Raw genomic sequence first — 22,584 nt, forward strand, 5'->3', positions numbered from 1 at the left:
GTTACCCTCGCAGATATGGTTTCGAGTCCCGACGATCACCTACGCATCTCCGATTCCGACCGGTCCCGGGTGAACGGATTGCTCGAACGCGCCGTGTCCGAGGGCATGCTGACCCTCGACGAGTTCGCCGACCGGACGGATTCGGTGTTGGCCGCCCGCACGCGGGGGGAACTGCGCACCGTGCTCGCCGATCTGCCCGCCCAACAGCTCGGGGTGCCCGCCCGCCCGCAGCTGCCACCCGATCAGCTGCGCGGCTGGATGACATCGATCGACCGCCGGGGGATCTGGACCGTCGCGCCAATGCTCGTGCTGCACACCCGGATGTGCAGCACCACCTTGGACTTCACCTCGGCGGTGTTGCCGGGACCGGTGGTCCAGGTGGTCATCGACGACTACTGCAGCTCCACCGAGCTCATCCTGCCCACGGGCGCGACCGCAGATGTCAACGGTGTCGACGCGTTGATGGGCAGCTCGACGGTCAAGGTGCGGGGGACCCCGCCCTCGGATCAGCTGCACGTCATCGTGCGCGGGCGGATCCGACTGGGTTCGGTGACCGTGCGGCATCCGTTCGGGAGTTGGTTGCGCCGACTCGGCGGCGGAGGCTGACTCGCCTAGGTTAGGCTGGCCTAATGCTGCGTGTCACGGCCATGCTGGCCACCCTCGTCTTGGCCGTCGGCGTCCTCGCAGGATGCGCGAACAACGAGCCGGCCGATCCCGGGGCCGCCGGGGATGCCGTCACCATCTCCCACAAGTTCGGCGAGACGACGGTGCCTGCCAATCCGCGCAATATCGTCACGATGGGCTGGAACGACCAGGACTTCGTGCTGGCCCTCGGCGTCGTCCCGGTGGGCACCCGCGCCTGGTACGACAACTACAACGACTTCCCCTGGGTCAAGGCCGAGACCGACGGTAAGGGCGTGCCGGTCATCGAGGGTGACACCATCAACTTCGAGGCCGTCGCCGCGGCCAAGCCCGACGTCATCTTCGCCATCTACGAGACCATCGACCAGAAAACCTACGACCAGCTGTCTCAGATCGCGCCGACGGTGATCCAGTCCGCCGATTACCCGGACGAGGAAACCCCTTGGGACGTCCAGCTTCTGACCACCGGCAAGGCGCTGGGCAAGGAACAGCGGGCCAAGGAACTCGTCGACGAGGTCGAGGCCAAGATCGCGCAGGCCACCAGCGATCATCCGGACTTCGCGGGCAAGACCCTGGTCGCCGATTTCAGCTCCGAGGTCGACGCGCCCTACCTGATCGGCAAGGGCGACCCGCGCCGCGCCCTGTTCGACGAGCTCGGGTTCGGCGCCCAGGACACCGTCGGTGAGGTCTCCCAGGAGAAGCTGAGCCTGCTCGAGGGGGACGTGCTGTTCGTCAACGGGGTCACCAAGCAGCAGCTGGCGGGGTCACCGGCATTCCAGCGACTGGCCGTGGTGCGCGAGGACCGCACCCTCTACGCCGGATCGGAGTCGACCCTCAGCGGCGCCCTGGCCTACGGCGGGCCCAACGCCCTGCTCTACGCCATCGACCTGCTGGTTCCGCAGCTGAGCAACGCCGTGGCCGGCAGGCCGGTCGCCGACCTGTCGGACTCTTAGCGACGACGGGCGCGGTCGCGCGGCGAGGCCCGCGGAACCACCAGTGGTGTGCCGGTTTCCGGATCGTCGATGATCTGGCATTTCATGCCGTAGACATCCTCGACGAGGTCCGCGGTGATCACCCGCGCCGGCTCGCCCTGGGCGACGATGCGGCCGGCCTTCATCGCGATGATCTGATCGGCGAAGCGGCACGCATGGTTGAGATCGTGCAGCACCGCGACGATGGTGCGGCCCTGGGTGTCGTTGAGTTCGGCGAACAGGTCCAGCAGTTCGATCTGGTGGGCGATGTCGAGGAACGTCGTCGGCTCGTCCAGCAGGATCAGCGGGGTCTGCTGGGCCAGCACCATCGCCACCCAGACCCGTTGCCGCTGACCGCCGGACAACTCGTCGACGGCCCGTCCGGAAAGGGCAGTCACACCGGTGGCCGCCATCGCCTCGGCCACCGCCACCTCGTCGTCGCGGGTGAACTGGCGAAGCGCCCGCTGATGTGGGAATCGGCCCCGGGCAACCAGATCGGCGACCGTGATGCCCTCCGGCGCGATCGAGGACTGCGGGAGCAGGCCCAGCTTGCGGGCGACATCCTTGGTGCGCAGCGAACTGATGTCGGCACCATCGAGGAGCACCTGCCCCCCGGCGGGACGCAGTAGCCGGGCCAGCCCGCGCAGCAGTGTCGACTTCCCGCAGGCGTTGGGCCCCACGATCGCGGTGATGGCACCCTCGGTGATCTCGGCGTTCAAACCGGCCACGATCGGGGTGTCCGAGTAGCCCAGAGTCAGGTCCTGCGCGCGCAACGTTGCCATGTTCTCCCTATCGCCGTGCCTGAATGATCAACAGCCAGACCAGATACAACCCGCCGGCCACCACCGTCACCGCACCCACCGGAAGCTCGGCGGGGGCGAAGATGCGCAGCGCGATCAGATCGCTGGCGAGCAGCAGGACGGCGCCCATCACCGCCGAGGACACCAGTCCGACCCCGGGTGTCGCGGTCAACCGGCGAACCAACTGCGGGGCGGCCAGCGCGACGAACGAGATCGGCCCGGCGGCCGCCGTCGCCACCGCGATCAACACCACCCCGGCCCCGAAGTAGGCCAGCCTGGCGCGCTCCGGGCTGATCCCGAGCGCGCCCGCCACGTCGTCACCCATCTGCAGCACCTGCAGTTGCGGGCCGATGGCCACGACACCGAGCAGCGCGACCGCCACGCAGACCAGCACCGGGCCCACCTGCTCCCATCGCAGGCCGTTGAGCGTGCCCTGCTGCCAGATGGCCGCCGTCACCGCCTGGTGCAGCTTGAGCTTGAGAATGATCCATTGGTTCAGCGAGCTGAGCACGGCGCTGACCGCGATGCCGACGATGATCAGCCGGAAACCGGCAATGCCGTTGCGGTAGGCCAGCAGATAGACCGCCACCGCGGTCAGCAGGCCGCCGATCACCGCACCGCCGGCGGTGAGGTAGTAGCCCCCACCGAAGAGGGCGATCGCGACCAACGCGCCGGTGTAGGAACCGAACCCGAATCCGATGACATCGGGACTGCCCAGCGGATTGCGCGTCAGGGCCTGGAAGATCGCGCCGGACACCCCCAATGCCGCGCCGATGACCAGTGCCGCGACGATGCGCGGCATGCGCCACTGCAGCACCACGACGCTGGTGAAGCTGCGGTCGGAACCCGTGAGCACGGCGATGACCTCGGCAGGGGAGACCGGGTACTCACCGACGCCGAGGGCCAGCACCGCCAACACCAGCGCGGCGGCGCCCAGCGCCGACAGCACCGCGATGCTGCGCCACGACGCCCGTAACGCCACCGCGGTGCCGCGCCGCAGCACCAGCTGGGGGCGGCCGAAATCGATACTCACAGGGCGCTCGCCCGGGTGCGGCGCACCAGCCAGATCAGGACCGGGGCGCCGAGGAACGCGGTGACGATGCCGGCCGGTAGCTCGCCGGGCGGCACCACCACGCGCCCGACGATATCTGCGGCCAGCAGCAGCGCGGGCCCGGCGACCACACAGAAGGCGCAGATCCACCGCCAGTCCGGGCCGGTGAACCAGCGCACCGCATGGGGGACCATCAACCCGACGAAGCCGATCGGACCGGCTGCGGCGGTGGCCGCCCCGGCCAGCAGCGTCACCGCGATCAGCCCGAGCACCCGGGTCCGCGTGATGTTGCCGCCCATGGCGACGGCCAGATCATCACCGAGTGCGATCGCGTTGAGTCCGCGACTGACGTAGAAGCACAGCACCGCGCCCACCACGATGAACGGCGTCACGACCCAGATGGTGTCCAGTCCACGACCGTCGAGCGCGCCGGCGTCCCAGAATCGCATGGAGTCGAAGGCCCGCGGGTTCTGCAACCGGATGGTGAAGGAGACGCCGTCGGCCACCGCACCCACCGCGACGCCGGCCAACAGCATCCGCACCGGGGTCACGACGGCGCGACCGGCGGCTCCGACCAGGTAGACCAGCACCATGGCGACCGCCGCGCCGAGGAAGGCGAACCAGACGTAGGTCAGCAGCGAACTCATGTGCAGGAACGCGATCGCTGCGACGACGAACAGTCCGGCGACGGCGTCGATGCCCAGGATCTGGCTGTCCGCCAACGGATTACGCGTCAGGCCCTGGATCAAGGCCCCGGACAGGCCGAGTGCGATGCCGACCACGATGCCCAGCACGGTGCGCGGGATGCGCAGGTCGTGCACGATCCACTGATTGCCGGTGTCGGTGTAATCGGTCACGGCCTGCCATACCGTCGAGAGCGCGACGCTCTCGGTGCCGATCGCCAGGCTGAGCACGCACATCAGCCCCAGCGCCGCGATGGCCAGGAGCAGACCGGCGGGCCGGCGGTCGCGCACGCTGACTGCGACGGCCGACGACATAAGGGCACGCTAACTCACCGTCCGGTGGCCGTGCGGGCCCACCTCCCTACAGGCGCACGCCCGCCGCGTGTAGTTCGAGCAACGCCAGACCGCGGATGGCGGGGCGGTCGTCACGGCGCCACGCACCGATCGGATCGGGATCCACCGCCGTCAGCTTCGCCAGCGGGCGGTTGGCCAGCGCCCGCATGGCCAACAGTTCCTGCCCGGCATGCGTCGAGGCCAGCGTGAGCACCGTCAACTTGCGGCGGAAGAACCGAATCCGCAGGTAGAGCCACGGCATCGCCACTGCGAGGATCGGTGTCGCCGCAACCGCGACCGCCAGCACCCAGGCCAGCCAGGTTGCCGTGGAATCGAGATTCTGACCGGCACCGGCAATCTCGGCGGCGGCATCGCCGGCGGCCCGCAGCGGGCCGCTCAACCCGTTGCCGATCAGCGGCACACCGTCGACGCTGTTCCCGGCGGAGTCCAGGCTGCCGGACACACCGTCGGCGCCGTCGTGCACCTGACGGCCCACCTCGGCGATGGTGGCCACGGCGGCGTACACCGCGCTGCCCACCAGCACCCAGATCACGGTCCATCCGATGACGACGACATCGCTGACGATCTGGGCCAGCAACCGGCCGGGCTTGGTGGCATAGGGCAGGTACCGCAGTCTCATGGAATTGATCCCAGCACATAGGGTGGGTCAATGCGCCCAGCTCTGACCGACTACCAGCACCTGGCCAGCGGCAAGGTACGCGAGTTGTACCGCATCGACGCCGACCACCTGCTGTTCGTCGCCTCCGACCGCATCTCGGCGTTCGACCACATCCTGGACACCGAGATTCCGGACAAGGGCCGGATCCTCACCGCGATGAGCGTCTTCTTCTTCGACCACCTCGCCGTGCCCAACCACCTGGCCGGACCGCCGGACGACGAGCGCATCCCCCAGGAGGTGCTGGGCCGCGCCCTGGTGGTCCGCGCATTGGAGATGCTGCCGGTGGAGTGTGTGGCGCGCGGCTACCTGACCGGTTCGGGGCTGCTGGACTACCAGCGCTCGGGGTCGGTGTGCGGGATCGCGCTGCCCACCGGTCTGGTCGAGGCCAGCAAGTTCGCCGAGCCGTTGTTCACCCCGGCGACCAAGGCCGAGATCGGCGCCCACGACGAGAATGTCTCCTTCGACGCGGTCGTCGAGCTGGTGGGCGCGCAGCGCGCCGACCGGCTGCGTGAGGCGACGCTGAACATCTACAGCCGCGCCGCCGAGCACGCGTTGAGCAAGGGCATCATCCTCGCCGACACCAAGTTCGAGTTCGGCATATCGACCAGTGGGGACACCGCCGGTGAACTGGTGCTCGCCGACGAGGTGCTGACCCCGGACTCGTCGCGTTACTGGCCCGCGGACTCCTACCAGGAGGGCGTGGTGCAGCCCAGCTATGACAAGCAGTTCGTCCGCAACTGGCTGACCGGGCCGGACTCGGGGTGGGACCGTAACGGTGACGCGCCACCGCCGCCGCTGCCCGCCGAGATCGCGGCCGCCACCCGGGCCCGCTATATAGAGGCCTACGAGAGGATTTCGGGTTTGAGTTTCTCCGATTGGATTGGCGCATGAGCGACGCTCGCGGAGCGAATCAACAGCCGATGAGCGACGCTCGCGGAGCGAATCAACAGCCGGCGAGCGACGCTCGCGACCTGGCCGCCGCACCGGCCCCGGTGGCCAAGCGGGTCGAGCACCGCCGCGAGCACCACGGGGATGTGTTCATCGATCCCTACGAATGGTTGCGCGAGAAGGACAACCCAGAGGTCATCGCGCATCTGGAGGCCGAGAACGCACACACCGAGGCGGCCACCGCGGTCCTGGCGCCGCTGCGGCAGCGGATATTCGACGAGATCAAGGCGCGCACCAAGGAGACCGATCTCTCCATCCCGACCCGGCGCGGCAACTGGTGGTACTACGCGCGAAGCTTCGAGGGCAAGCAGTACGGCGTGCACTGCCGTTGCCCGATCAGCGATCCGGATGACTGGACGCCCCCCGAGCTCGACGAGAACACCGCCGTCGCCGGTGAGCAGATCCTGCTCGACGAGAACGTCGAGGCCGAAGGCCACGAGTTCTTCTCCCTCGGCGCGGTCAGCGTCAGCGTCGACGGCAACATCCTGGCCTACTCGGTGGATGTCAAGGGTGACGAGCGGTATACCCTGCGGTTCAAGGACTTACGCACCAACCAGCTCTACGAGGACACCATCGTCGGCATCGGCTCCGGGGCGACCTGGGGTGCGGACAACCAGTCGGTGTACTACGTCACCGTCGACGACGCATGGCGTCCGGACACGGTGTGGCGGCACCGCCTCGGCTCCGGGTTGCCCGCCCAGAAGGTGTATCACGAGGCAGACGAACGGTATTGGCTCGGCGTCGGGCGCACCCGCAGCGACAAGTACGTCATCATCGCCGCGGGCAGTGCGATCACCACCGAGATCCGCTACGCCGATGCCGCCGATCCGGAAGCGCCGTTCACGGTCGTCCTGCCGCGGCGCGACGGCGTGGAGTACTCCGTCGAGCACGCGGTGGTCGGCGGTGAGGATCGCTTCCTGATCCTGCACAACGACGGCGCGGTCAACTTCACCCTCGTCGACGCACCGGTCAGCGACCCGACGGCGTTCAGGACGCTGATCGAGCACCGCGACGATGTCCGCCTCGACGGGGTCGACGCCTTCTCGACGCATCTGGTGGTCAGCTACCGCCGCGAGGCGTTACCCCGTATTCAGCTGTGGCCCATCGGATCCGACGGCTCCTATGGAGCGCCGACCGAGATCGCGTTCGAATCCGAGCTGATGTCGGCGGGGCTGGGCGGCAACCCCAACTGGTCCTCGCCGAAGCTGCGGGTCGGCGCGGTGTCCTGGGTGATCCCGGTGCGCATCTACGACCTGGATCTGGTCACCGGCGAGCGGACGCTGCTGCGCGAGCAACCCGTGCTCGGGGACTACCGGCCGGAGGATTACGTCGAACGCCGCGATTGGGCCGTCGCCGCCGACGGTGCGCGGATCCCGATCTCGATCGTGCACCGGGCCGGCTTGGCTTTCCCCGCGCCGACGCTGTTGTACGGGTACGGCGCCTACGAATCCTGCGAGGACCCGCGGTTTTCCATCGCGCGGCTGTCGCTGCTGGACCGCGGCATGGTGTTCGCCGTCGCGCATGTCCGCGGCGGTGGCGAGTTGGGGCGGCCCTGGTACGAGGACGGCAAGCTGCTCAAGAAGACCAACTCCTTCACCGACTTCGTCGCCGTTGCCGAGCACCTGATCACCACCGACCTGACCCGGCCCAGCAATCTGGTCGCACTCGGCGGCAGCGCCGGTGGTCTGCTGGTCGGTGCGGTGCTCAACATCGCCCCGCACCTGTTCGCCGGGGTGCTGGCCCAGGTGCCGTTCGTCGACCCGCTGACCACCATCTTGGATCCGTCCCTGCCGCTGACCGTCACCGAATGGGACGAATGGGGAAACCCGCTGGCGGACAAGGATGTCTACGAGTACATGAAGGCGTACTCGCCGTACGAGAACGTCGCGTCCCTGGACTACCCGGCCGTGCTGGCGATGACCTCGCTCAACGACACCAGGGTCTACTACACCGAACCGGCCAAGTGGGTCGCCGCCCTGCGGCACGCGCAACTGGCTCCCGATACCGCCAGGGTGCTGCTCAAGACCGAGATGGTCGCCGGGCACGGCGGGATCAGCGGCCGGTACGAGCGCTGGAAGGAAGCGGCCTTCCAGTACGCCTGGATCCTGGCCACCGCGGACCCGGACAACCACGGGCAGGGACAGGTGCACAGCCTGTTCGGCGGACCCAAACTCTAGCGTCGGGCAGGATCGGCCGCTAGCGTCGAGATGGTGAGCCTGCACAACATCCCGCTGACCATGCTCGATGGCGGTACCGCGACGCTGAGCGAATTGTCCGACGGCGCAACGCTGGTGGTCAATGTTGCCTCCAAATGCGGTCTGACCCCGCAGTACGCCGCCCTGGAGAGGCTGGCGCGCGACTACGCCGCGCGCGGTCTCACCGTGGTCGGGGTGCCGTGCAACCAGTTCATGGGACAGGAGCCCGGCACCGCCGAGGAGATCCAATCCTTCTGCTCCTCGACCTACGGGGTGACCTTCCCGCTGCTGGCCAAGACCGATGTCAACGGTGCCGACCGGCACCCGCTCTACGCGGAGCTCACCAGGTCCGCCGATGCCGAGGGAACGGCGGGTGATGTCCAGTGGAACTTCGAGAAGTTCCTGATCGGGCCGGACGGCACGGTGGTCAACCGGTTCCGGCCGCGCACCGAACCCAATGACCCCGAGGTGCTCAGCGCCATCGAGGCCGTGCTCCCCAGATAGCCAACTGGCGTCCGGGTGTTCGCAACCGTCGCGACACCTGACGTTGCCAGACTGCGGGTGTGACTGCCGAACTGATCGTCTCGATCTCCGGGATCAGGGACCGCACCCTGGCCGCAGCGGATGAGTTCTGCGAGGACCTCGACAACCGCGGCATCCCGGTGTCGCTGCTGGTCGCTCCGCGCCTGAAGGGCGGCTACCGGCTGGAGCACGATCCGCGGACGGTGGGCTGGCTGGCCGAGCGGCGCGCCGCCGGGGACGCCATCGTGCTGCACGGGTTCGACGAGGCCGCCACCAAGAAGCGCCGCAGCGAGTTCGCCACGCTGCCCGCACACGAGGCGAATCTGCGGCTGCTGGGCGCCGACCGGGCGATGGAACACCTCGGGCTACGCACCCGACTGTTCGCCGCACCCGGGTGGACGGTATCCGACGGCGCCGTCGCGGCATTGCCGCGCAACGGCTTCCGCTTGCTGGCCGGCCTCACCGGTGTCACCGACCTGGTCCGTGGCCGCACCGAGCGGACCCGGGTGCTCGGCATCGGTGCCGGCTTCCTGACCGAGCCGTGGTGGTGTCGCACGCTGGTGCTCTCCGCCGAACGCACCGCTCGCCGGGGCGGCACCGTGCGGCTGGTGGTCTCGGCCCGCCAGCTGGCCGAGACCGGCCCGCGCCGTGCCGTCTTCGACGCCATCGATCGTGCCCTCGGCCAGGGCTGTCGCCCCGACATCTACCGGTGGGAGGCCGATCCCGCCCTCACCGCCGCCGCCTGAGGCTAGGTTTGTCGGCATGGCTGATGCCGATGTGATCGTGGTGGGTGCAGGACTGGCCGGACTGGTCGCCGCTGCGGAGCTGATCGAACGCGGACGCCGCGTACTGATCGTCGATCAGGAGAACGCCGCCAACATCGGCGGCCAGGCGTACTGGTCCTTCGGCGGGCTCTTCCTGGTCGACAGCCCCGAGCAGCGCCGCCTCGGTATCCGCGACAGCCACGAACTTGCGCTGCAGGACTGGCTGGGCAGCGCGGGTTTCGACCGCGAGGAGGACCACTGGCCCCGCCAGTGGGCACACGCCTATGTCGACTTCGCCGCGGGCGAGAAGCGCAGCTGGTTGCGTGAGCGCGGGTTGCAGACCTTCGCGATGGTCGGCTGGGCCGAACGCGGCGGCTACGGCGCGCTCGGCCACGGCAACTCGGTGCCCCGCTTCCACATCACCTGGGGAACCGGGCCCGCGCTGGTCGACGTGTTCGCGCGCCGGTTGCATCGCCAACCGCGGGCCACGTTCGCCCACCGTCACCGCGTCGACGAGCTGATCGTCGAGGACGGGTCGGTGGTCGGGGTGCGCGGCGCGGTACTGGAGCCCTCCGACGCACCCCGCGGTGCGCCGTCGTCACGCAACACCGTCGGCGAGTTCGCGTTCCGCGCCCAGGCTGTCATCGTGGCCAGCGGCGGTATCGGCGGTAATCACGAGCTGGTGCGCAAGAACTGGCCGGCCAGGATGGGCCGGGTGCCCAAGCAGCTGCTGTCCGGGGTGCCCGCCCACGTCGACGGCCGCATGCTGCAGATCAGTGAGTCCGCAGGCGCGAGCATCATCAACAGCGACCGGATGTGGCACTACACCGAGGGCATCACCAACTACGACCCGATCTGGCCCGACCACGGCATCCGCATCCTGCCCGGCCCGTCGTCGCTGTGGCTCGACGCCACCGGCAAACGCCTCCCGGTGCCGCTGTACCCGGGCTTCGACACCCTGGGCACGCTGGAGTACATCGCCACCACCGGCCAGGACTACACCTGGTTCGTGCTCAACGCCCGCATCATCGCCAAGGAGTTCGGGCTGTCCGGCCAGGAACAGAACCCCGATCTGACCGGACGCAGTATCCGGGCGGTGCTCGCCCGCGGACGCGACGGCGGACCGGCGCCGGTGCGAGCCTTCGTCGACAAGGGTGTCGACTTCGTCACCGGGAACACGTTGCGAGAGCTGGTTGCCGCGATGAACGGTGTGCCCGACGTCGAACCGCTGGACTACGCCACCGTCGAGGCCGAGGTCACCGCGCGCGACCGGGAGGTTGCCAACAAGTTCAGCAAGGACAGCCAGATCACCGCGATCCGCGGTGCCCGCGAGTATCTGCCGGACCGGATCGCTCGGGTGGTCGCGCCGCACCGGCTGACCGACCCGAAGGCAGGGCCGCTGATCGCGGTGAAACTGCACATCCTGACCAGGAAGTCGTTGGGCGGTCTGGAAACCGACCTGCAGGCCCGCGCGCTGCGCCCGGACGGCTCGGTCTTCGACGGGCTCTACGCCGCCGGGGAAGCCGCCGGATTCGGCGGTGGCGGCGTGCACGGTTACCGCTCCTTGGAGGGCACGTTCCTCGGCGGTTGCGTGTTCTCCGGCCGGGCCGCGGGCCGGGCCGCCGCGGACGCCACGGCCTGAGGCCCGGCGGCCAGGATGGCCAGGCACACCATCGCGGTGGCGAAGAACACCGAACCGATGTTGTCGGTCAGGTAGTGCAGATCGGTGGTCGCCATGCTCAGGGCACCGATCACCCCGACCACCCCGGCCAGCAGGGTCACCCACAGCACATAACCGGTGGCCACCACGAGCATCGCCGTCACGGTGATCGCGACCGTGGTGTGCCCGCTCGGATAGGCCAACGCATCGCCCTTGTAGCGGCCGAACAGCGGTTTGAGCAGCCGGGTGATGAGCACCGACACCAGCGGGCAGAGGGCCACCACCACCGCCAGCCGCCACCGCCGTCGGATCAGCGCGATCAGCACCGCGATGGCCAGCGTCACCATCATCGTCAGCGACCAGCTGAAGTAGAGCATCCAGATCGGCTCGCGACCGAAGATGCGCTGCAGCACCGTCAGCGCCGAATCATCGAAGGCCGTCGGCCCGTTGCCGACGGCGAGCCCGAGCACAACCATCGCCGTGATGCCGATCGGCGGCCACCACAGCAGGATCCGGCGCGGGATCAGAACTGGGTCCCGTTCTCCGGATCGAGCACCTGGAAGTCGGTGTCGGTCATCTCCGAGAGCCTGCCGTAGAAGATTCCGCGCGCGGCCGGCTCGATGATGCCCTGATGGATGGGCACCGCCCGGGTCGGCGCGACGGCGCGCAGGTAGTCGACCGCCTCGGACACCTTCATCCAGGGTGCGGCCGCCGGCGTGGCCAGCACGTCGACCGGTTCGCCGGGGACGAACAACGCGTCGCCGGGATGCATCAACCGGGCCGGGTGGTCGGCATCGCCGATGAGATACGACGTGTTGTCGATCACCGGCAGCTCGGGGTGGATGACCGCATGGGTGCCCCCGACCCCGCGCACCGACAGGTGCCCTAGGGCGAAGCTGTCCCCGGCGTGCACGGCCCGCCAGCCGCCGCCGAGCTGCGCCGCGGTCTGCGGGTCGGCGTACAGGGCGGCCTGCGGGTTTGCCTCCACCAGCGCCGGTAGCCGGGCGGGATCGGCGTGGTCGGGATGCTGATGGGTGATCATGATCGCGTCGAGTCCGGTGATGCCCTCGAAGCCATGCGAGAAGGTGCCCGGGTCGAACAGCACCGTGGTCTGTTTTCCGGTGCCATCCGGGAAGCTCGCGAGCAGGCACGAGTGGCCGAAGTGCGTCAGTTGCATGGGTCCATTGTGGCCCGACGGCGCGCCGGTACAGTTATGACCGTTCACGACCCGTACCGAACCCGAGAAGGAGCGCCCGTGGCCCGCGTCGTAGTGCACGTGATGCCCAAGGCCGAGATCCTCGACCCGCAGGGACAGGCCATCGTCGGCGCGCTGGGCCGGCTCGGCCACGGCGGCGTGTCCGATGTGCGCCAAGGCAAGCGATTCGAGCTCGAGGTCGACGATTCGGTGTCCGACGAGGCGCTCAACGAGATCGCCGAGTCGCTGCTGGCGAACACCGTCATCGAGGAGTTCTCGGTGAGCCGGGAGAATTCGTGAGCGGCGCCGGGGCCGCCGGCAAGATCGGCGTCATCACATTCCCTGGCACGCTCGATGATGTCGACGCCGCCCGCGCGGTCCGGCTGGCCGGCGGGGAAGCGGTCAGCCTGTGGCACGCCGACGCCGATCTCAAGGGTGTCGACGCGGTCGTGGTGCCCGGCGGTTTCTCCTACGGTGACTATCTGCGCGCCGGCGCCATCGCCAGCTTCGCGCCGGTGATGCGGTCGGTCGTCGATGCGGCGGCCAAGGGGCTGCCGGTGCTGGGGATCTGCAACGGTTTCCAGGTGCTGTGCGAATCCGGGCTGTTGCCGGGGGCGCTGACGCGCAACGAGGGATTGCACTTCATCTGCCGCGATGTGTGGCTGCAGGTGGCGTCGAACTCGACGGCGTGGACCACCCGCTACGAGCAGGACGCGGATCTGTTGGTGCCGTTGAAGTCCGGCGAGGGCCGTTATGTGGCGTCGACGGAGGTGCTCGACGAGCTCGAGGGGGAGGGCCGCGTGGTCTTCCGGTACCGCGAGAACCTCAACGGCTCGATGCGCGGTATCGCCGGGATCAGCTCGGCCAACGGCCGCGTCGTCGGCTTGATGCCTCATCCCGAGCACGCCACCGAGCCGTTGACGGGTCCCTCCGATGACGGTCTCGGCCTTTTCTACTCCGCGCTCGATGCGGTGCTCACGGCCTGAACTGTCGCTCCACCGGGAAGGCCCATATGAAGTTTCGTGTCGTGCTCGGGATCCTAGCGATCATCGCGGCATACGTCACGACGATCGTCCTGTACGCGGCCACCGGACTCGGTGGTCCTGCGGAGATACCCGTCGATCAGCCCGTGGCGGACCAGACCTCGGTCACCTTCGACCTGGAGGAGGTACACGCGGTCAAGGGCGAGATGGTCGCCAACGTGACCGTCACCCCTGGGCCGGGGCTGATCGATCCCGATACTCAGGGCCTGACCGAAGACCTCAGCGTCACAATCTATTCGGCCGTCACGCCGACCACTCGCAGCTGGCCCGCGGGCACCGTGCCCGGTGTCTTCCCCGTCGCGCTGACCATCGGCGGCGACCCCGGTGCGTACCCGTTCGACCGTTATCGATCCGGACCCATCACCGTCTCGGTGGTGAGCGGCGACGACCGGATCCCGGAGTCGACCTGGGCCACATTCGTCGACCGGGTGCCCGGATGGATGTTCAGCATCCCGGCGCGCGGCGAGTCAGACGCATCGTCGGTGTACCGGGTGAACCTGCACCGTGCGCCGAGCACCGCCGCGTTCGCCGCGATCATCGTGGGCGCATTGATCACCATTGCCGTGCTCGGTGTGGTCGTCGCGGTGCAGACCTTGCGCAACCGGCGCAAATTCCAGCCGCCGATGACGACGTGGTTCGCGGCGATGCTGTTCGCCGTCGTGCCGCTGCGCAACGCGCTGCCCGACGGGCCACCCATGGGGGCGTGGGTGGACGTCACCGTGGTGCTCTGGGTGGTGGTGGCCCTGGTCACCTCCATGAGCATCTACATCGCCTGTTGGTGGCGGCACCTCAAACCCGAGCCCGACGACAAGCGATGACGGGCGGAGCCGGGATCAGGCGGACAGCGCGACCGACGCCTCGGCGGTGTAGTTCAGGAACGTGAACGTCTCTTGCAGGTACAGCTGCACGGTGTCGGCATCGTGGCTCGAATAGCCGATCGACACGTCGGTGCCCAGCTGTAGATCGAAATCGCCTCCGCGGGTGGACAACACGAAGGCGCCATCGATGGCCGGAGCCCAGATGATGTCCCCGTCGACCACCCGGTTGAGGTGCTCGCGCAGCGGATAGCCGTGTTCGGTCGTCTCGCTGACCTTGGTGTAGGCGTCGGCCGACAGCAGCACCGAGTAGGGACCGTCGACACCGGCCAGCCGCAGCTCCGAGAGCGCCTGGGCGATCACGTCGGGATAGCCGCGCGGATCCTCGGGCAGCGCCAGGCCGGGATTCGAGCTGCCCGCCCGGATGCCCTCTATGTTGGCCGCCGCGTAACCCTCGAAGATTGCCCGGTCCTCGGCGAACGCCAGCTTCTTGGCCGCGTCCTTGACGGGATCCCAGTCCGAGTCCTGCGAGCCGCGCTCCACGTCGTCGATGGCGTCGCGGGTGATGGTGAACGGCACCCGCAGTCGCACCAGCGGGCGGCTGTCGCGCAGGTGGGCGATCACCCCGTCGCCAGGGGAGGTGACGTCCAGCAGATGGCCGGTGGACACCGCAGCAGTGGTGGCGCCGGTCGGGCCGGTGCAGTCGACCACCCGGCGTCCGGCGATATGCCGCTTGAAGGTACGGGTGGCCTCCTGTTCGATCTCACCCCACGCCTCGTCGGTGACCGGCGCCAGTTCGCGGTACAGGTTGTTCATTGGGGTTGTCCTTTCAGGCTGCCGATCGACAGTGAACCGGAATAGGTGGGTGTGCTGGTGGCTGCTGCGCGGGCGGGTTCGGCCGCACCTGGCATGGGCGGCGGGTCATCGAGGAAATCGGCCGTCGGGGTGAAGAACAGGCAACCGGTCACCGCGGTGGAGAAATCCAGGATCCGATCGGTGTTGCCGGGCGGATCGCCGATGAACATGTTGTGCAGCATCCGTTCGGTGACCGCGGCGGTGCGCGAATACCCGATGTAGTAGGTCCCGAATTCGCCCTTGCCGATCTCGCCGAAGGGCATGTTGTGGCGCAGGATCTTGAGCTCGTTGCCCTGTTCGTCGGAGATGACATTCAGCGCCACATGCGAATTGGCCGGTTTCACGGCGTCGTCGAGTTCGATGTCGTCGAGTTTTGTGCGCCCGATCACCCGCTCCTGTTCCTCGACCGACAGCGCGTTCCACGTCGACATGTCATGCAGGTAGCGCTGCACGTGCACGTAACACCCGCCGGCGAAATCGGGATCCTCGTCGCCGATCTGGCTGGCGCTCACCGCCACCGGGCCGTCCGGGTTCTCCGTACCGTCCACGAAGCCGAGCAGGTCGCGGTTGTCGAAGAACTTGAAGCCGTGCACCTCGTCGACGATGGTGATGGCGCCGTCCATCGCGGCGACGATCTTGCCGGCCAACTCGAAACACACGTCCAGTGATTCGGCGCGGAGGTGGAACAACAGATCACCCGGCGTCGACGGGGCGGTGTGCCGCGGCCCCTCCAACGCGATGAACGGATGCAGTTCGGCCGGGCGGGGGCCGCTGAACAACCGGTCCCAGGCCTTCGATCCGATCGACGTGATCACCGACAGATGTTTGGTCGGATCGCGGAACCCTATGGCGCGGACCAGCCCCGAGATGTCGCCGAGGGCATCGTGGACGGTCTGTTCACCGCCGTCGTCGATCGTGGCCACCATGAAGATGGCCGCCGGGGTCAGCGGCGCGAGCACCGCCTGCGGAACAAGATCGGACACATCGCAGACCCTAGCGCGGCCGGACGGCGTCGCACCGGTCAAGATGAAAAGATGCCTGCTACCCCCCAGAGCCTGTGTGAGTTCATCGACGCCTCGCCGTCCCCGTTCCACGTGTGCGCGACGGCCGCGCGGCAGCTGGAGGCCGCCGGCTACACCGAACTCTCCGAATCCGACAGCTGGCCCGACTCACCCGGCACGTACTTCGTCGTGCGGGCCGGTTCGCTGGTGGCCTGGGATTCGACGTCCGGCGATATGCCGTTCCGGATCGTCGGGGGGCACACCGACAGCCCCAACCTGCGCGTCAAACAGCACCCGGACCGGATCGTGGCCGGCTGGCAGGTGGTCGCCTTGGCGCCCTACGGCGGTGCCTGGCTGAACTCCTGGCTGGACCGCGATCTCGGCATCAGCGGCCGGCTGTCCGTCGTGGACGGCGGCCAGGTGGCGCATCGGCTGGTGCGGATCGACGATCCGATCCTGCGGGTCCCGCAACTGGCCATCCACCTCTCCGAGGACCGCAAGGGTGTCAGCCCGGACCCGCAGCGGCATGTCAACGCCGTCTGGGGCATCGGTGAGCGACGCTCCTTCGTGGGCTACGTCGCCGAGCAGGCCGGGGTGCGCGAGGCCGATGTGCTCGGTTTCGACCTCATGACCCACGACCTGACGCCGTCCGCGGTGACCGGGGTGGACGGAGATTTCGTCAGCGCACCACGGCTGGACAATCAGGTCACCTGCCATGCCGGGGTGCAGGCGCTGCTGGCCGCGCGGCCGAGCGGGCACGTGCCGGTGCTCGCGCTCTTCGATCACGAGGAGGTCGGTTCGCAGTCCGATCACGGCGCCCAGTCCGATCTGCTGCTCAGTGTGTTGGAGCGCATCACCCTGGCCGCCGGTGGTGACCGGCAGGACTTCCTGCGCCGGCTCTCGCAGTCGATGGTCGCCTCCGGCGATATGGCGCACGCCACCCACCCGAACTATCCGGAGCGGCACGAGCCCGGTCACCTGATCGAGGTCAACGGCGGCCCGGTGCTCAAGGTGCACCCCAACCTGCGCTATGCCACCGACGGGCGCACCGCGGCGGCGTTCGCGCTGGCCTGTGCCCAAGCCGGGGTTCCGCTGCAGCGTTACGAGCACCGCGCCGATCTGCCGTGTGGGTCGACGATCGGGCCGATGACCTCGGCGGGCACCGGCATCCCCACCGTGGACGTCGGGGCCGCCCAGCTGGCCATGCACTCGGCCCGCGAGATCATGGGCGCCCATGACGTTGCCGACTACGCGGCCGCCCTGCAGGCGTTCCTGGCACCGGCCTGAGTCGCGACAGCCGGGCCCGACCCGTCACGGCAGGTCGATGGTGGTGGTGACCGTCACCAGTTGGGGGTCGGTCGGTGCCGAGGAGAACCCGAACCGCACCGGCGGGTGCAGGTCGGCGGGCCCGCCGAGGGTGATGCCCCCGAATGTCCCCGACACCGAGTCGATCTGCCGCGTGCGCCGGACCCCGTAGTACTCGCGTCTGCCGTTGCCCGCACTGCCCGCGGTCTGCACGCCGGGCACCAGGACCGCGGCGACGGGGTTGATCAGCCGCAGCCACCACGGTGCCCGCGCCAGCGGTGCGGGCACCAGCCGCAGCAGCCCGTCGAACCGGGCGGCGCCGCCGAGGCGCACCGTGACGTCGAGGTCGTCGGTGTGCACCCGCAACCGGTCGTCGTCCAGATCGGCGGCCACCGGGGCGACCCTGATCTCGTCGAAGGAGTATGTGGCCGAGACGAACTCGGCGATCTCGGCGCTGGGTGCCAACAGGATGCGGGTGTCATCGCGGGTCTGCACCATCACATCGGCGAAGCGGCCGAACGGTGAGGAGTGCCAGGCTCCGATGACGAACCGGACCCCGGCGTCGGTGCCGAAGCCCGCGATATGACCACTGAAGACCAGCCGCTGCATATGACGATTGTGCCGGTTTCCCGCGGCGATCCCGCGGCGCGGAAATGTCGCCGGAAATGTCAGAGCACTGCTCTATGGTGCGCGCATGACGCTCAGCCCAGAAATGATCACGTTCGACTGCACCGATCCGGACCGCCTCGCCCAATGGTGGACCGAGGCCACCGGCGGCACCCTCAACGCCGAGATGCCCGGCGAATTCGTCATGGTGGCGCTGCCGAGCGGGCCCCGGCTCGGATTCCAGCGCGTGCCGGACCCGACCGCGGGCAAGAACCGGGTGCACGTGGACTTCTCGGCACCCGACGTGGAGGTCGAGGTGACGCGGCTGATCGGTCTCGGTGCCACCGAGACCGGCAGGCACGATATCGGCGACGCGTACCGCTGGGTCGTGCTGGCCGATCCGGACGGCAACGCATTCTGCGTCTCCGGCGGGCACTGATACCCGGCGGGTGAGGTGCCCGGTGGCGGCGCGGCGTCCGCCGGTGACGCGGAGCGAATAAACTGTCCTGGTGACATCCGCGCACCCGCAGGAAATCGATACCGTCGAGCGCGCCGCAGCGTCGCCCGACCAACCCCAGCCCTTCCGGGAACTGGGCCTCAAGGACGACGAGTACCAGCGGATACGCGAGATTCTCGGCCGCCGCCCCACCGACGCCGAGCTGGCCATGTACTCGGTGATGTGGAGCGAACATTGCTCCTACAAGTCCTCCAAGGTGCATCTGCGCTATTTCGGTGAGACGACCACCGACGAGATGCGCGCAGGCATGCTGGCCGGGATCGGCGAGAACGCCGGCGTCGTCGACATCGGCGACGGCTGGGCGGTCACCTTCAAGGTCGAATCGCACAACCACCCGTCCTATGTGGAGCCCTACCAGGGCGCGGCCACCGGTGTCGGCGGCATCGTCCGCGACATCATGGCGATGGGCGCCCGCCCGGTCGCGGTGATGGACCAGCTGCGCTTCGGTGCGGCCGATGCGCCCGATACCCGCCGCGTGCTCGACGGCGTGGTGCGCGGTATCGGCGGTTACGGCAACTCCCTGGGTCTGCCCAATATCGGCGGCGAGACGGTCTTCGACCCGTCGTACGCGGGCAACCCACTGGTGAACGCGCTGTGTGTTGGCGTGCTGCGCAAGGAGGACCTGCACCTGGCCTTCGCGTCCGGCACCGGAAACAAGATCATCCTGTTCGGTGCCCGCACCGGGCTGGACGGTATCGGTGGTGTGTCGGTGTTGGCGAGTGAGACCTTCGGTGGCGACGAGGGCTCCGGCCCGGGCCGTAAGAAGCTGCCCGCCGTGCAGGTCGGTGACCCCTTCATGGAGAAGGTGCTCATCGAGTGCTGCCTGGAGCTCTACGCCGCCGATCTGGTGGTCGGTATCCAGGATCTCGGTGGTGCCGGATTGTCCTGCGCCACCTCGGAATTGGCCTCGGCCGGTGACGGCGGCATGCGCGTCGAGCTGGAGAATGTGCCGCAGCGCGCTGCCGATATGACCCCGGCGGAGATCCTGTCCTCCGAATCGCAGGAACGGATGTGTGCGGTCGTCACGCCGGAGAACGTCGAGAAGTTCCTGGCCGTCTGCCGCAAATGGGATGTGCTGGCCAGCGTCATCGGCGAGGTCACCGATGGTGATCGCCTCGAGATCACCTGGCACGGTGAGACCGTGGTGGATGTACCGCCGCGCACCGTCGCCCACGAGGGCCCGGTGTACCAGCGTCCCGTCGCCCGCCCGGACACCCAGGACGCCCTGATCGCCGACACCTCGGCCAAGCTGGCCCGCCCGGCCACCGGCGACGAGCTCAAGGCGACCCTGCTGGCGTTGCTGGGCAGCCCGCACCTGTGCAGCCGTGCGTTCATCACCGAGCAGTACGACCGCTATGTGCGCGGTAACACCGTGTTGGCCGAGCATGCCGATGGCGGTGTGCTGCGGATCGACGAGCAGACCGGCCGCGGTGTCGCCATCTCGACCGACGCCTCGGGCCGCTACACCCAGCTCGACCCGTACACGGGCGCACAGCTGGCGCTCGCCGAGGCCTACCGCAACGTGGCGGTCACCGGGGCCACCCCGGTCGCGGTGACCAACTGCCTGAACTTCGGCTCGCCGGAGGACCCCGGTGTGATGTGGCAGTTCTCCCAGGCTGTGCGCGGACTCGCCGACGGCTGTGCGGCCCTTGGTATCCCGGTCACCGGCGGCAACGTGAGCTTCTACAACCAGACCGGCAGCACCGCGATCCTGCCGACCCCGGTGGTCGGTGTGCTCGGCGTGATCGACGATGTGGCCCGGCGCATCCCCACCGGACTGGGTAACGAGCCCGGTGAGACATTGCTGCTGCTCGGTGACACCCGTGATGAGTTCGACGGGTCGATCTGGGCGCAGGTCACCGCTGATCACCTCGGCGGCGTGCCGCCGAGGGTCGACCTGGCGCGGGAGAAGCTGCTCGCCGAGGTGCTGACCGCGGCCTCGCGGGACGGATTGGTCTCGGCGGCACACGATCTGAGCGAAGGCGGTCTGATCCAGGCGATCGTCGAGGCCGCCCTGGCCGGCGAGACCGGCGCTCGGGTGGTGCTGCCCGAGGGAGTGGATCCCTTCGTCTTCCTGTTCTCCGAATCTGCCGGCCGGGTCCTGGTTGCGGTGCCGCGCACCGAGGAGAGCCGGTTCCGGTCGATGTGCGAGGCGCGCGGGCTTCCGGTGGACCGGGTGGGCGTCTCGGACGAGGGCAGCGACTCACTGGACGTCCAGGGCCAGTTCAGCATCACGCTCGACGAACTGCGAGCCACCTCGGAGGGCGTGCTGCCCAGGTTGTTCGGGTGATCGAGCGGACCTCGGTCCGGCACCCCGTACTGGTATGGGGCTGGAGCTTGGTCCGACTCGATTTCGTCGGCGTCGCCGTCGGTGCACTGTTCTTCTGCATCTCGCTGACACCGTCATTGCTGCCGAGGGACTGGCTGTTCGCCGGACTGATCGGCGGTATCAACGCCGCCATCGGCTACGGCATCGGTGTTCTGCTGGCAAAGCTGCTGCGGCGCTTCGTCCTTCGGGGTCGCGCATGGTGGCCCCCGCGCACCCCGGTCCTGCACATCATGAAGATCGCGACGGTCGCCGGTGCGCTGATCGCCCCGGTGGCCATGCTGGTGCCCGCGGCCCGCTGGCAGCGCCAGGTATCGGCGCTGATGGGTATCGAGGGACCCGAGACCCCGGGCTACATGCGCACGCTGCTCCTGGCGGTGCTGGTCGCCGCGGCGTGCATCGCGACCTGGCGGGTGCTGGTCGATCTGGTCAAACTCATTGCCCGTGCCTTGATCCGGCGCTGGCACCTGCACAGCGAGGTGGCGTTCTTCATCGGCACCGCCGTCGTGGTGGTGCTGTGCGTCATGCTGGCCAATGGTGTGCTCTACCGGGGTTTCCTGGCCGGCGCCGGCCAGGTGTTCCAACCGCAGAACGCGACCACCGCCCCCGGGGTCAGCCAACCCGCGGCGAGCCAGCGATCCGGCAGCCCGGCCTCATTCGCGTCCTGGGACTCCCTGGGTTACCAGGGCCGCAGCTTCGTGGCCGGCGGTCCGGACGCGGCCGACCTGACCGCTCTGAACGGACGTCCGGCCCGCGAACCGATCCGGGTGTACGCCGGGTTGCAGACCGCGGACACTGATGAGCAGCGGGTGGCGGTGCTGCTCAGCGAGCTCGAACGCACCGATGCCTTCGACCGCGCGGTGCTGGTCCTGATCCCCACCACGGGCACGGGCTGGGTGAATCCGGTGGCCGCCGACGCCATCGAGGCCATGTACAACGGTGACACCGCGCTCGTGGCGATGCAGTATTCGTATCTGCCCAGCTGGATCTCGTTCCTCGGTGACCGGGAGAAGTCCGTCGACTCGGCGCGGGCCATGATCGACGGTGTGCACGGCCGCTGGGCCGCGCTGCCCGAAGACCGTCGCCCGAAACTGCTTCTGTACGGCGAGAGTTTGGGCTCCTACGGCGGGCAGGGTGCGTTCGGTTGGCTACCCGATATCGCGGAGATGGATTTCTCCGCCGTGCTGTGGGTCGGTCCGCCGCACGAGAGTTCGTTGTGGAGCGGTCTGGTGCAGCGCCGGGACCCGGGGACCACCGAGGTCGAACCCCGCTACGACAACGGCCGGACGGTGCGTTTCTCCCCGGCCTACGATCCGGCCGAGGTGGCCAGGACCGCCGCACCGCGCTGGGAGGGGACCCGGGTGCTGTTCTTGCAGCACGCCTCCGATCCGGTGGTTTGGTGGTCGCCGAATCTCGTGTTCTCCCGGCCCGATTGGTTGACAGAACCGCGTGGCGCCGACCGCACGGCCTCGATGCGCTGGTACCCGATCGTGACGTTCTGGCAGGTGAGCGCCGATATGACGAATGCGTCCGGCGTGCCCGACGGGCACGGGCACAACTACGGCGAGACCGTGCTCGACGGCTGGGCCGCGGTGGCACCGCCGCCGGGCTGGACGGCCGCGGACACCGAGCGGGTCAGGGCCGGGCTGGAACGCGGTTGGGATCGCGGCTAG

At 68.7% G+C, this 22,584-nt stretch carries 23 protein-coding genes; 14 read left to right on the forward strand and 9 right to left on the reverse strand.

Annotated features, from left to right (window positions below):
- The first annotated feature begins 15 nt into the window (after window positions 1-15).
- Both G154_RS14125 and G154_RS14130 read left to right on the forward strand, forming a co-directional pair.
- Window positions 16-606 (forward strand): DUF1707 domain-containing protein, encoded by a 591-nt coding sequence (locus tag G154_RS14125; protein ID WP_019511075.1) that lies wholly within the window; start codon window positions 16-18, stop codon window positions 604-606.
- Between the two features lie 23 nt (window positions 607-629).
- On the forward strand, window positions 630-1,595 hold the full coding sequence (locus G154_RS14130; RefSeq protein WP_019511076.1) for an ABC transporter substrate-binding protein: 966 nt from the start codon (window positions 630-632) through the stop codon (window positions 1,593-1,595).
- Here G154_RS14130 and G154_RS14135 read toward each other — a convergent pair.
- From G154_RS14135 to G154_RS14150, 4 genes are read right to left on the reverse strand one after another with little or no spacing between them, the layout of a single operon-like run.
- Window positions 1,592-2,395 (reverse strand): ABC transporter ATP-binding protein, encoded by an 804-nt coding sequence (locus G154_RS14135; protein ID WP_019511077.1) that lies wholly within the window; start codon window positions 2,393-2,395, stop codon window positions 1,592-1,594. The genes G154_RS14130 and G154_RS14135 overlap by 4 nt on opposite strands.
- 7 nt (window positions 2,396-2,402) lie before the next feature.
- Entirely contained in the window at window positions 2,403-3,446 is a 1,044-nt protein-coding gene (locus G154_RS14140) for an iron chelate uptake ABC transporter family permease subunit (RefSeq protein WP_019511078.1), read from the reverse strand.
- On the reverse strand, window positions 3,443-4,462 hold the full coding sequence (locus tag G154_RS14145; RefSeq protein WP_019511079.1) for an iron ABC transporter permease: 1,020 nt from the start codon (window positions 4,460-4,462) through the stop codon (window positions 3,443-3,445). The genes G154_RS14140 and G154_RS14145 overlap by 4 nt, the downstream gene beginning before the upstream one ends.
- A 46-nt stretch (window positions 4,463-4,508) precedes the next feature.
- A complete protein-coding gene (locus G154_RS14150; RefSeq protein ID WP_019511080.1) occupies window positions 4,509-5,120 on the reverse strand; it encodes a hypothetical protein in 612 nt (203 codons plus the stop codon).
- A 30-nt stretch (window positions 5,121-5,150) separates the two neighbouring features.
- Between G154_RS14150 and G154_RS14155 the strand changes: the two genes are divergently transcribed.
- From G154_RS14155 to G154_RS14175, 5 genes are read left to right on the forward strand one after another with little or no spacing between them, the layout of a single operon-like run.
- Window positions 5,151-6,050: a phosphoribosylaminoimidazolesuccinocarboxamide synthase gene (locus tag G154_RS14155; RefSeq protein WP_019511081.1), complete on the forward strand. Its 900-nt coding sequence runs from the start codon at window positions 5,151-5,153 to the stop codon at window positions 6,048-6,050.
- Between the two features lie 29 nt (window positions 6,051-6,079).
- Window positions 6,080-8,284, forward strand: coding sequence for a S9 family peptidase (locus G154_RS14160; RefSeq protein ID WP_023986290.1), 2,205 nt, complete (start codon window positions 6,080-6,082; stop codon window positions 8,282-8,284).
- Window positions 8,285-8,317: 33 nt separating this feature from the next.
- Entirely contained in the window at window positions 8,318-8,806 is a 489-nt protein-coding gene (locus G154_RS14165) for a glutathione peroxidase (RefSeq protein WP_023986289.1), read from the forward strand.
- A 59-nt stretch (window positions 8,807-8,865) separates the two neighbouring features.
- The gene (locus G154_RS14170) at window positions 8,866-9,570 is read left to right on the forward strand and encodes a DUF2334 domain-containing protein (protein WP_019511084.1); all 705 of its coding nucleotides are present in this window, start codon (window positions 8,866-8,868) and stop codon (window positions 9,568-9,570) included.
- A 16-nt stretch (window positions 9,571-9,586) separates the two neighbouring features.
- Complete coding sequence (locus G154_RS14175) at window positions 9,587-11,230, forward strand: FAD-binding dehydrogenase (protein WP_019511085.1); 1,644 nt, start codon at window positions 9,587-9,589, stop codon at window positions 11,228-11,230.
- On the opposite strand, the gene G154_RS26020 is transcribed toward G154_RS14175, so the two are convergent.
- Complete coding sequence (locus G154_RS26020; protein ID WP_023986288.1) at window positions 11,143-11,724, reverse strand: hypothetical protein; 582 nt, start codon at window positions 11,722-11,724, stop codon at window positions 11,143-11,145. The two genes, G154_RS14175 and G154_RS26020, sit on opposite strands and share 88 nt — an antisense overlap.
- A gap of 47 nt (window positions 11,725-11,771) precedes the next feature.
- Entirely contained in the window at window positions 11,772-12,425 is a 654-nt protein-coding gene (locus G154_RS14180; RefSeq protein WP_019511087.1) for an MBL fold metallo-hydrolase, read from the reverse strand.
- A 78-nt stretch (window positions 12,426-12,503) separates the two neighbouring features.
- On the opposite strand from G154_RS14180, the gene purS reads away from it, so the two are divergent.
- Genes purS through G154_RS14195 form a run of 3 tightly spaced genes read left to right on the forward strand, consistent with a single transcriptional unit; the run spans window position 12,504 to window position 14,304 of the window.
- Window positions 12,504-12,743, forward strand: coding sequence for a phosphoribosylformylglycinamidine synthase subunit PurS (gene purS / locus G154_RS14185; protein WP_023986287.1), 240 nt, complete (start codon window positions 12,504-12,506; stop codon window positions 12,741-12,743).
- Window positions 12,740-13,429 (forward strand): phosphoribosylformylglycinamidine synthase subunit PurQ, encoded by a 690-nt coding sequence (gene purQ, locus G154_RS14190; RefSeq protein ID WP_019511089.1) that lies wholly within the window; start codon window positions 12,740-12,742, stop codon window positions 13,427-13,429. The genes purS and purQ overlap by 4 nt, the downstream gene beginning before the upstream one ends.
- A gap of 26 nt (window positions 13,430-13,455) precedes the next feature.
- Complete coding sequence (locus G154_RS14195) at window positions 13,456-14,304, forward strand: DUF4436 domain-containing protein (protein ID WP_019511090.1); 849 nt, start codon at window positions 13,456-13,458, stop codon at window positions 14,302-14,304.
- A gap of 15 nt (window positions 14,305-14,319) precedes the next feature.
- Here G154_RS14195 and G154_RS14200 read toward each other — a convergent pair whose 3' ends face one another.
- Window positions 14,320-15,117 (reverse strand): family 1 encapsulin nanocompartment shell protein, encoded by a 798-nt coding sequence (locus tag G154_RS14200; protein ID WP_019511091.1) that lies wholly within the window; start codon window positions 15,115-15,117, stop codon window positions 14,320-14,322.
- Window positions 15,114-16,139: a Dyp-type peroxidase gene (locus G154_RS14205; protein ID WP_019511092.1), complete on the reverse strand. Its 1,026-nt coding sequence runs from the start codon at window positions 16,137-16,139 to the stop codon at window positions 15,114-15,116. The genes G154_RS14200 and G154_RS14205 overlap by 4 nt, the downstream gene beginning before the upstream one ends.
- Before the next feature lie 51 nt (window positions 16,140-16,190).
- Here G154_RS14205 and G154_RS14210 point away from each other — a divergent pair, with 51 nt between their 5' ends.
- Window positions 16,191-17,444, forward strand: coding sequence for a M18 family aminopeptidase (locus G154_RS14210; RefSeq protein WP_023986286.1), 1,254 nt, complete (start codon window positions 16,191-16,193; stop codon window positions 17,442-17,444).
- Between the two features lie 24 nt (window positions 17,445-17,468).
- Here the strand turns inward: G154_RS14210 and G154_RS14215 are convergent, their stop codons facing one another.
- Window positions 17,469-18,071 carry a hypothetical protein gene (locus tag G154_RS14215; protein ID WP_019511094.1) on the reverse strand — a complete coding sequence of 201 codons (603 nt, stop codon included), beginning with the start codon at window positions 18,069-18,071 and terminating at the stop codon, window positions 17,469-17,471.
- Between the two features lie 85 nt (window positions 18,072-18,156).
- Here G154_RS14215 and G154_RS14220 point away from each other — a divergent pair, with 85 nt between their 5' ends.
- The 3 genes from G154_RS14220 (at window position 18,157) to G154_RS14230 (ending at window position 22,584) form a co-directional block, all read left to right on the forward strand.
- Window positions 18,157-18,507: a VOC family protein gene (locus G154_RS14220; RefSeq protein ID WP_023986285.1), complete on the forward strand. Its 351-nt coding sequence runs from the start codon at window positions 18,157-18,159 to the stop codon at window positions 18,505-18,507.
- 94 nt (window positions 18,508-18,601) lie between these two features.
- The gene (gene purL / locus G154_RS14225; protein ID WP_162269060.1) at window positions 18,602-20,875 is read left to right on the forward strand and encodes a phosphoribosylformylglycinamidine synthase subunit PurL; all 2,274 of its coding nucleotides are present in this window, start codon (window positions 18,602-18,604) and stop codon (window positions 20,873-20,875) included.
- Window positions 20,872-22,584 carry an alpha/beta-hydrolase family protein gene (locus G154_RS14230; RefSeq protein WP_019511097.1) on the forward strand — a complete coding sequence of 571 codons (1,713 nt, stop codon included), beginning with the start codon at window positions 20,872-20,874 and terminating at the stop codon, window positions 22,582-22,584. Before purL ends, G154_RS14230 begins: the two co-directional genes overlap by 4 nt.

It is taken from the genome of Mycobacterium sp. VKM Ac-1816D (genome assembly GCF_000416385.1).
In the GTDB taxonomy this organism is placed as follows: Bacteria; Actinomycetota; Actinomycetes; order Mycobacteriales; family Mycobacteriaceae; genus Mycobacterium; species Mycobacterium neoaurum_A.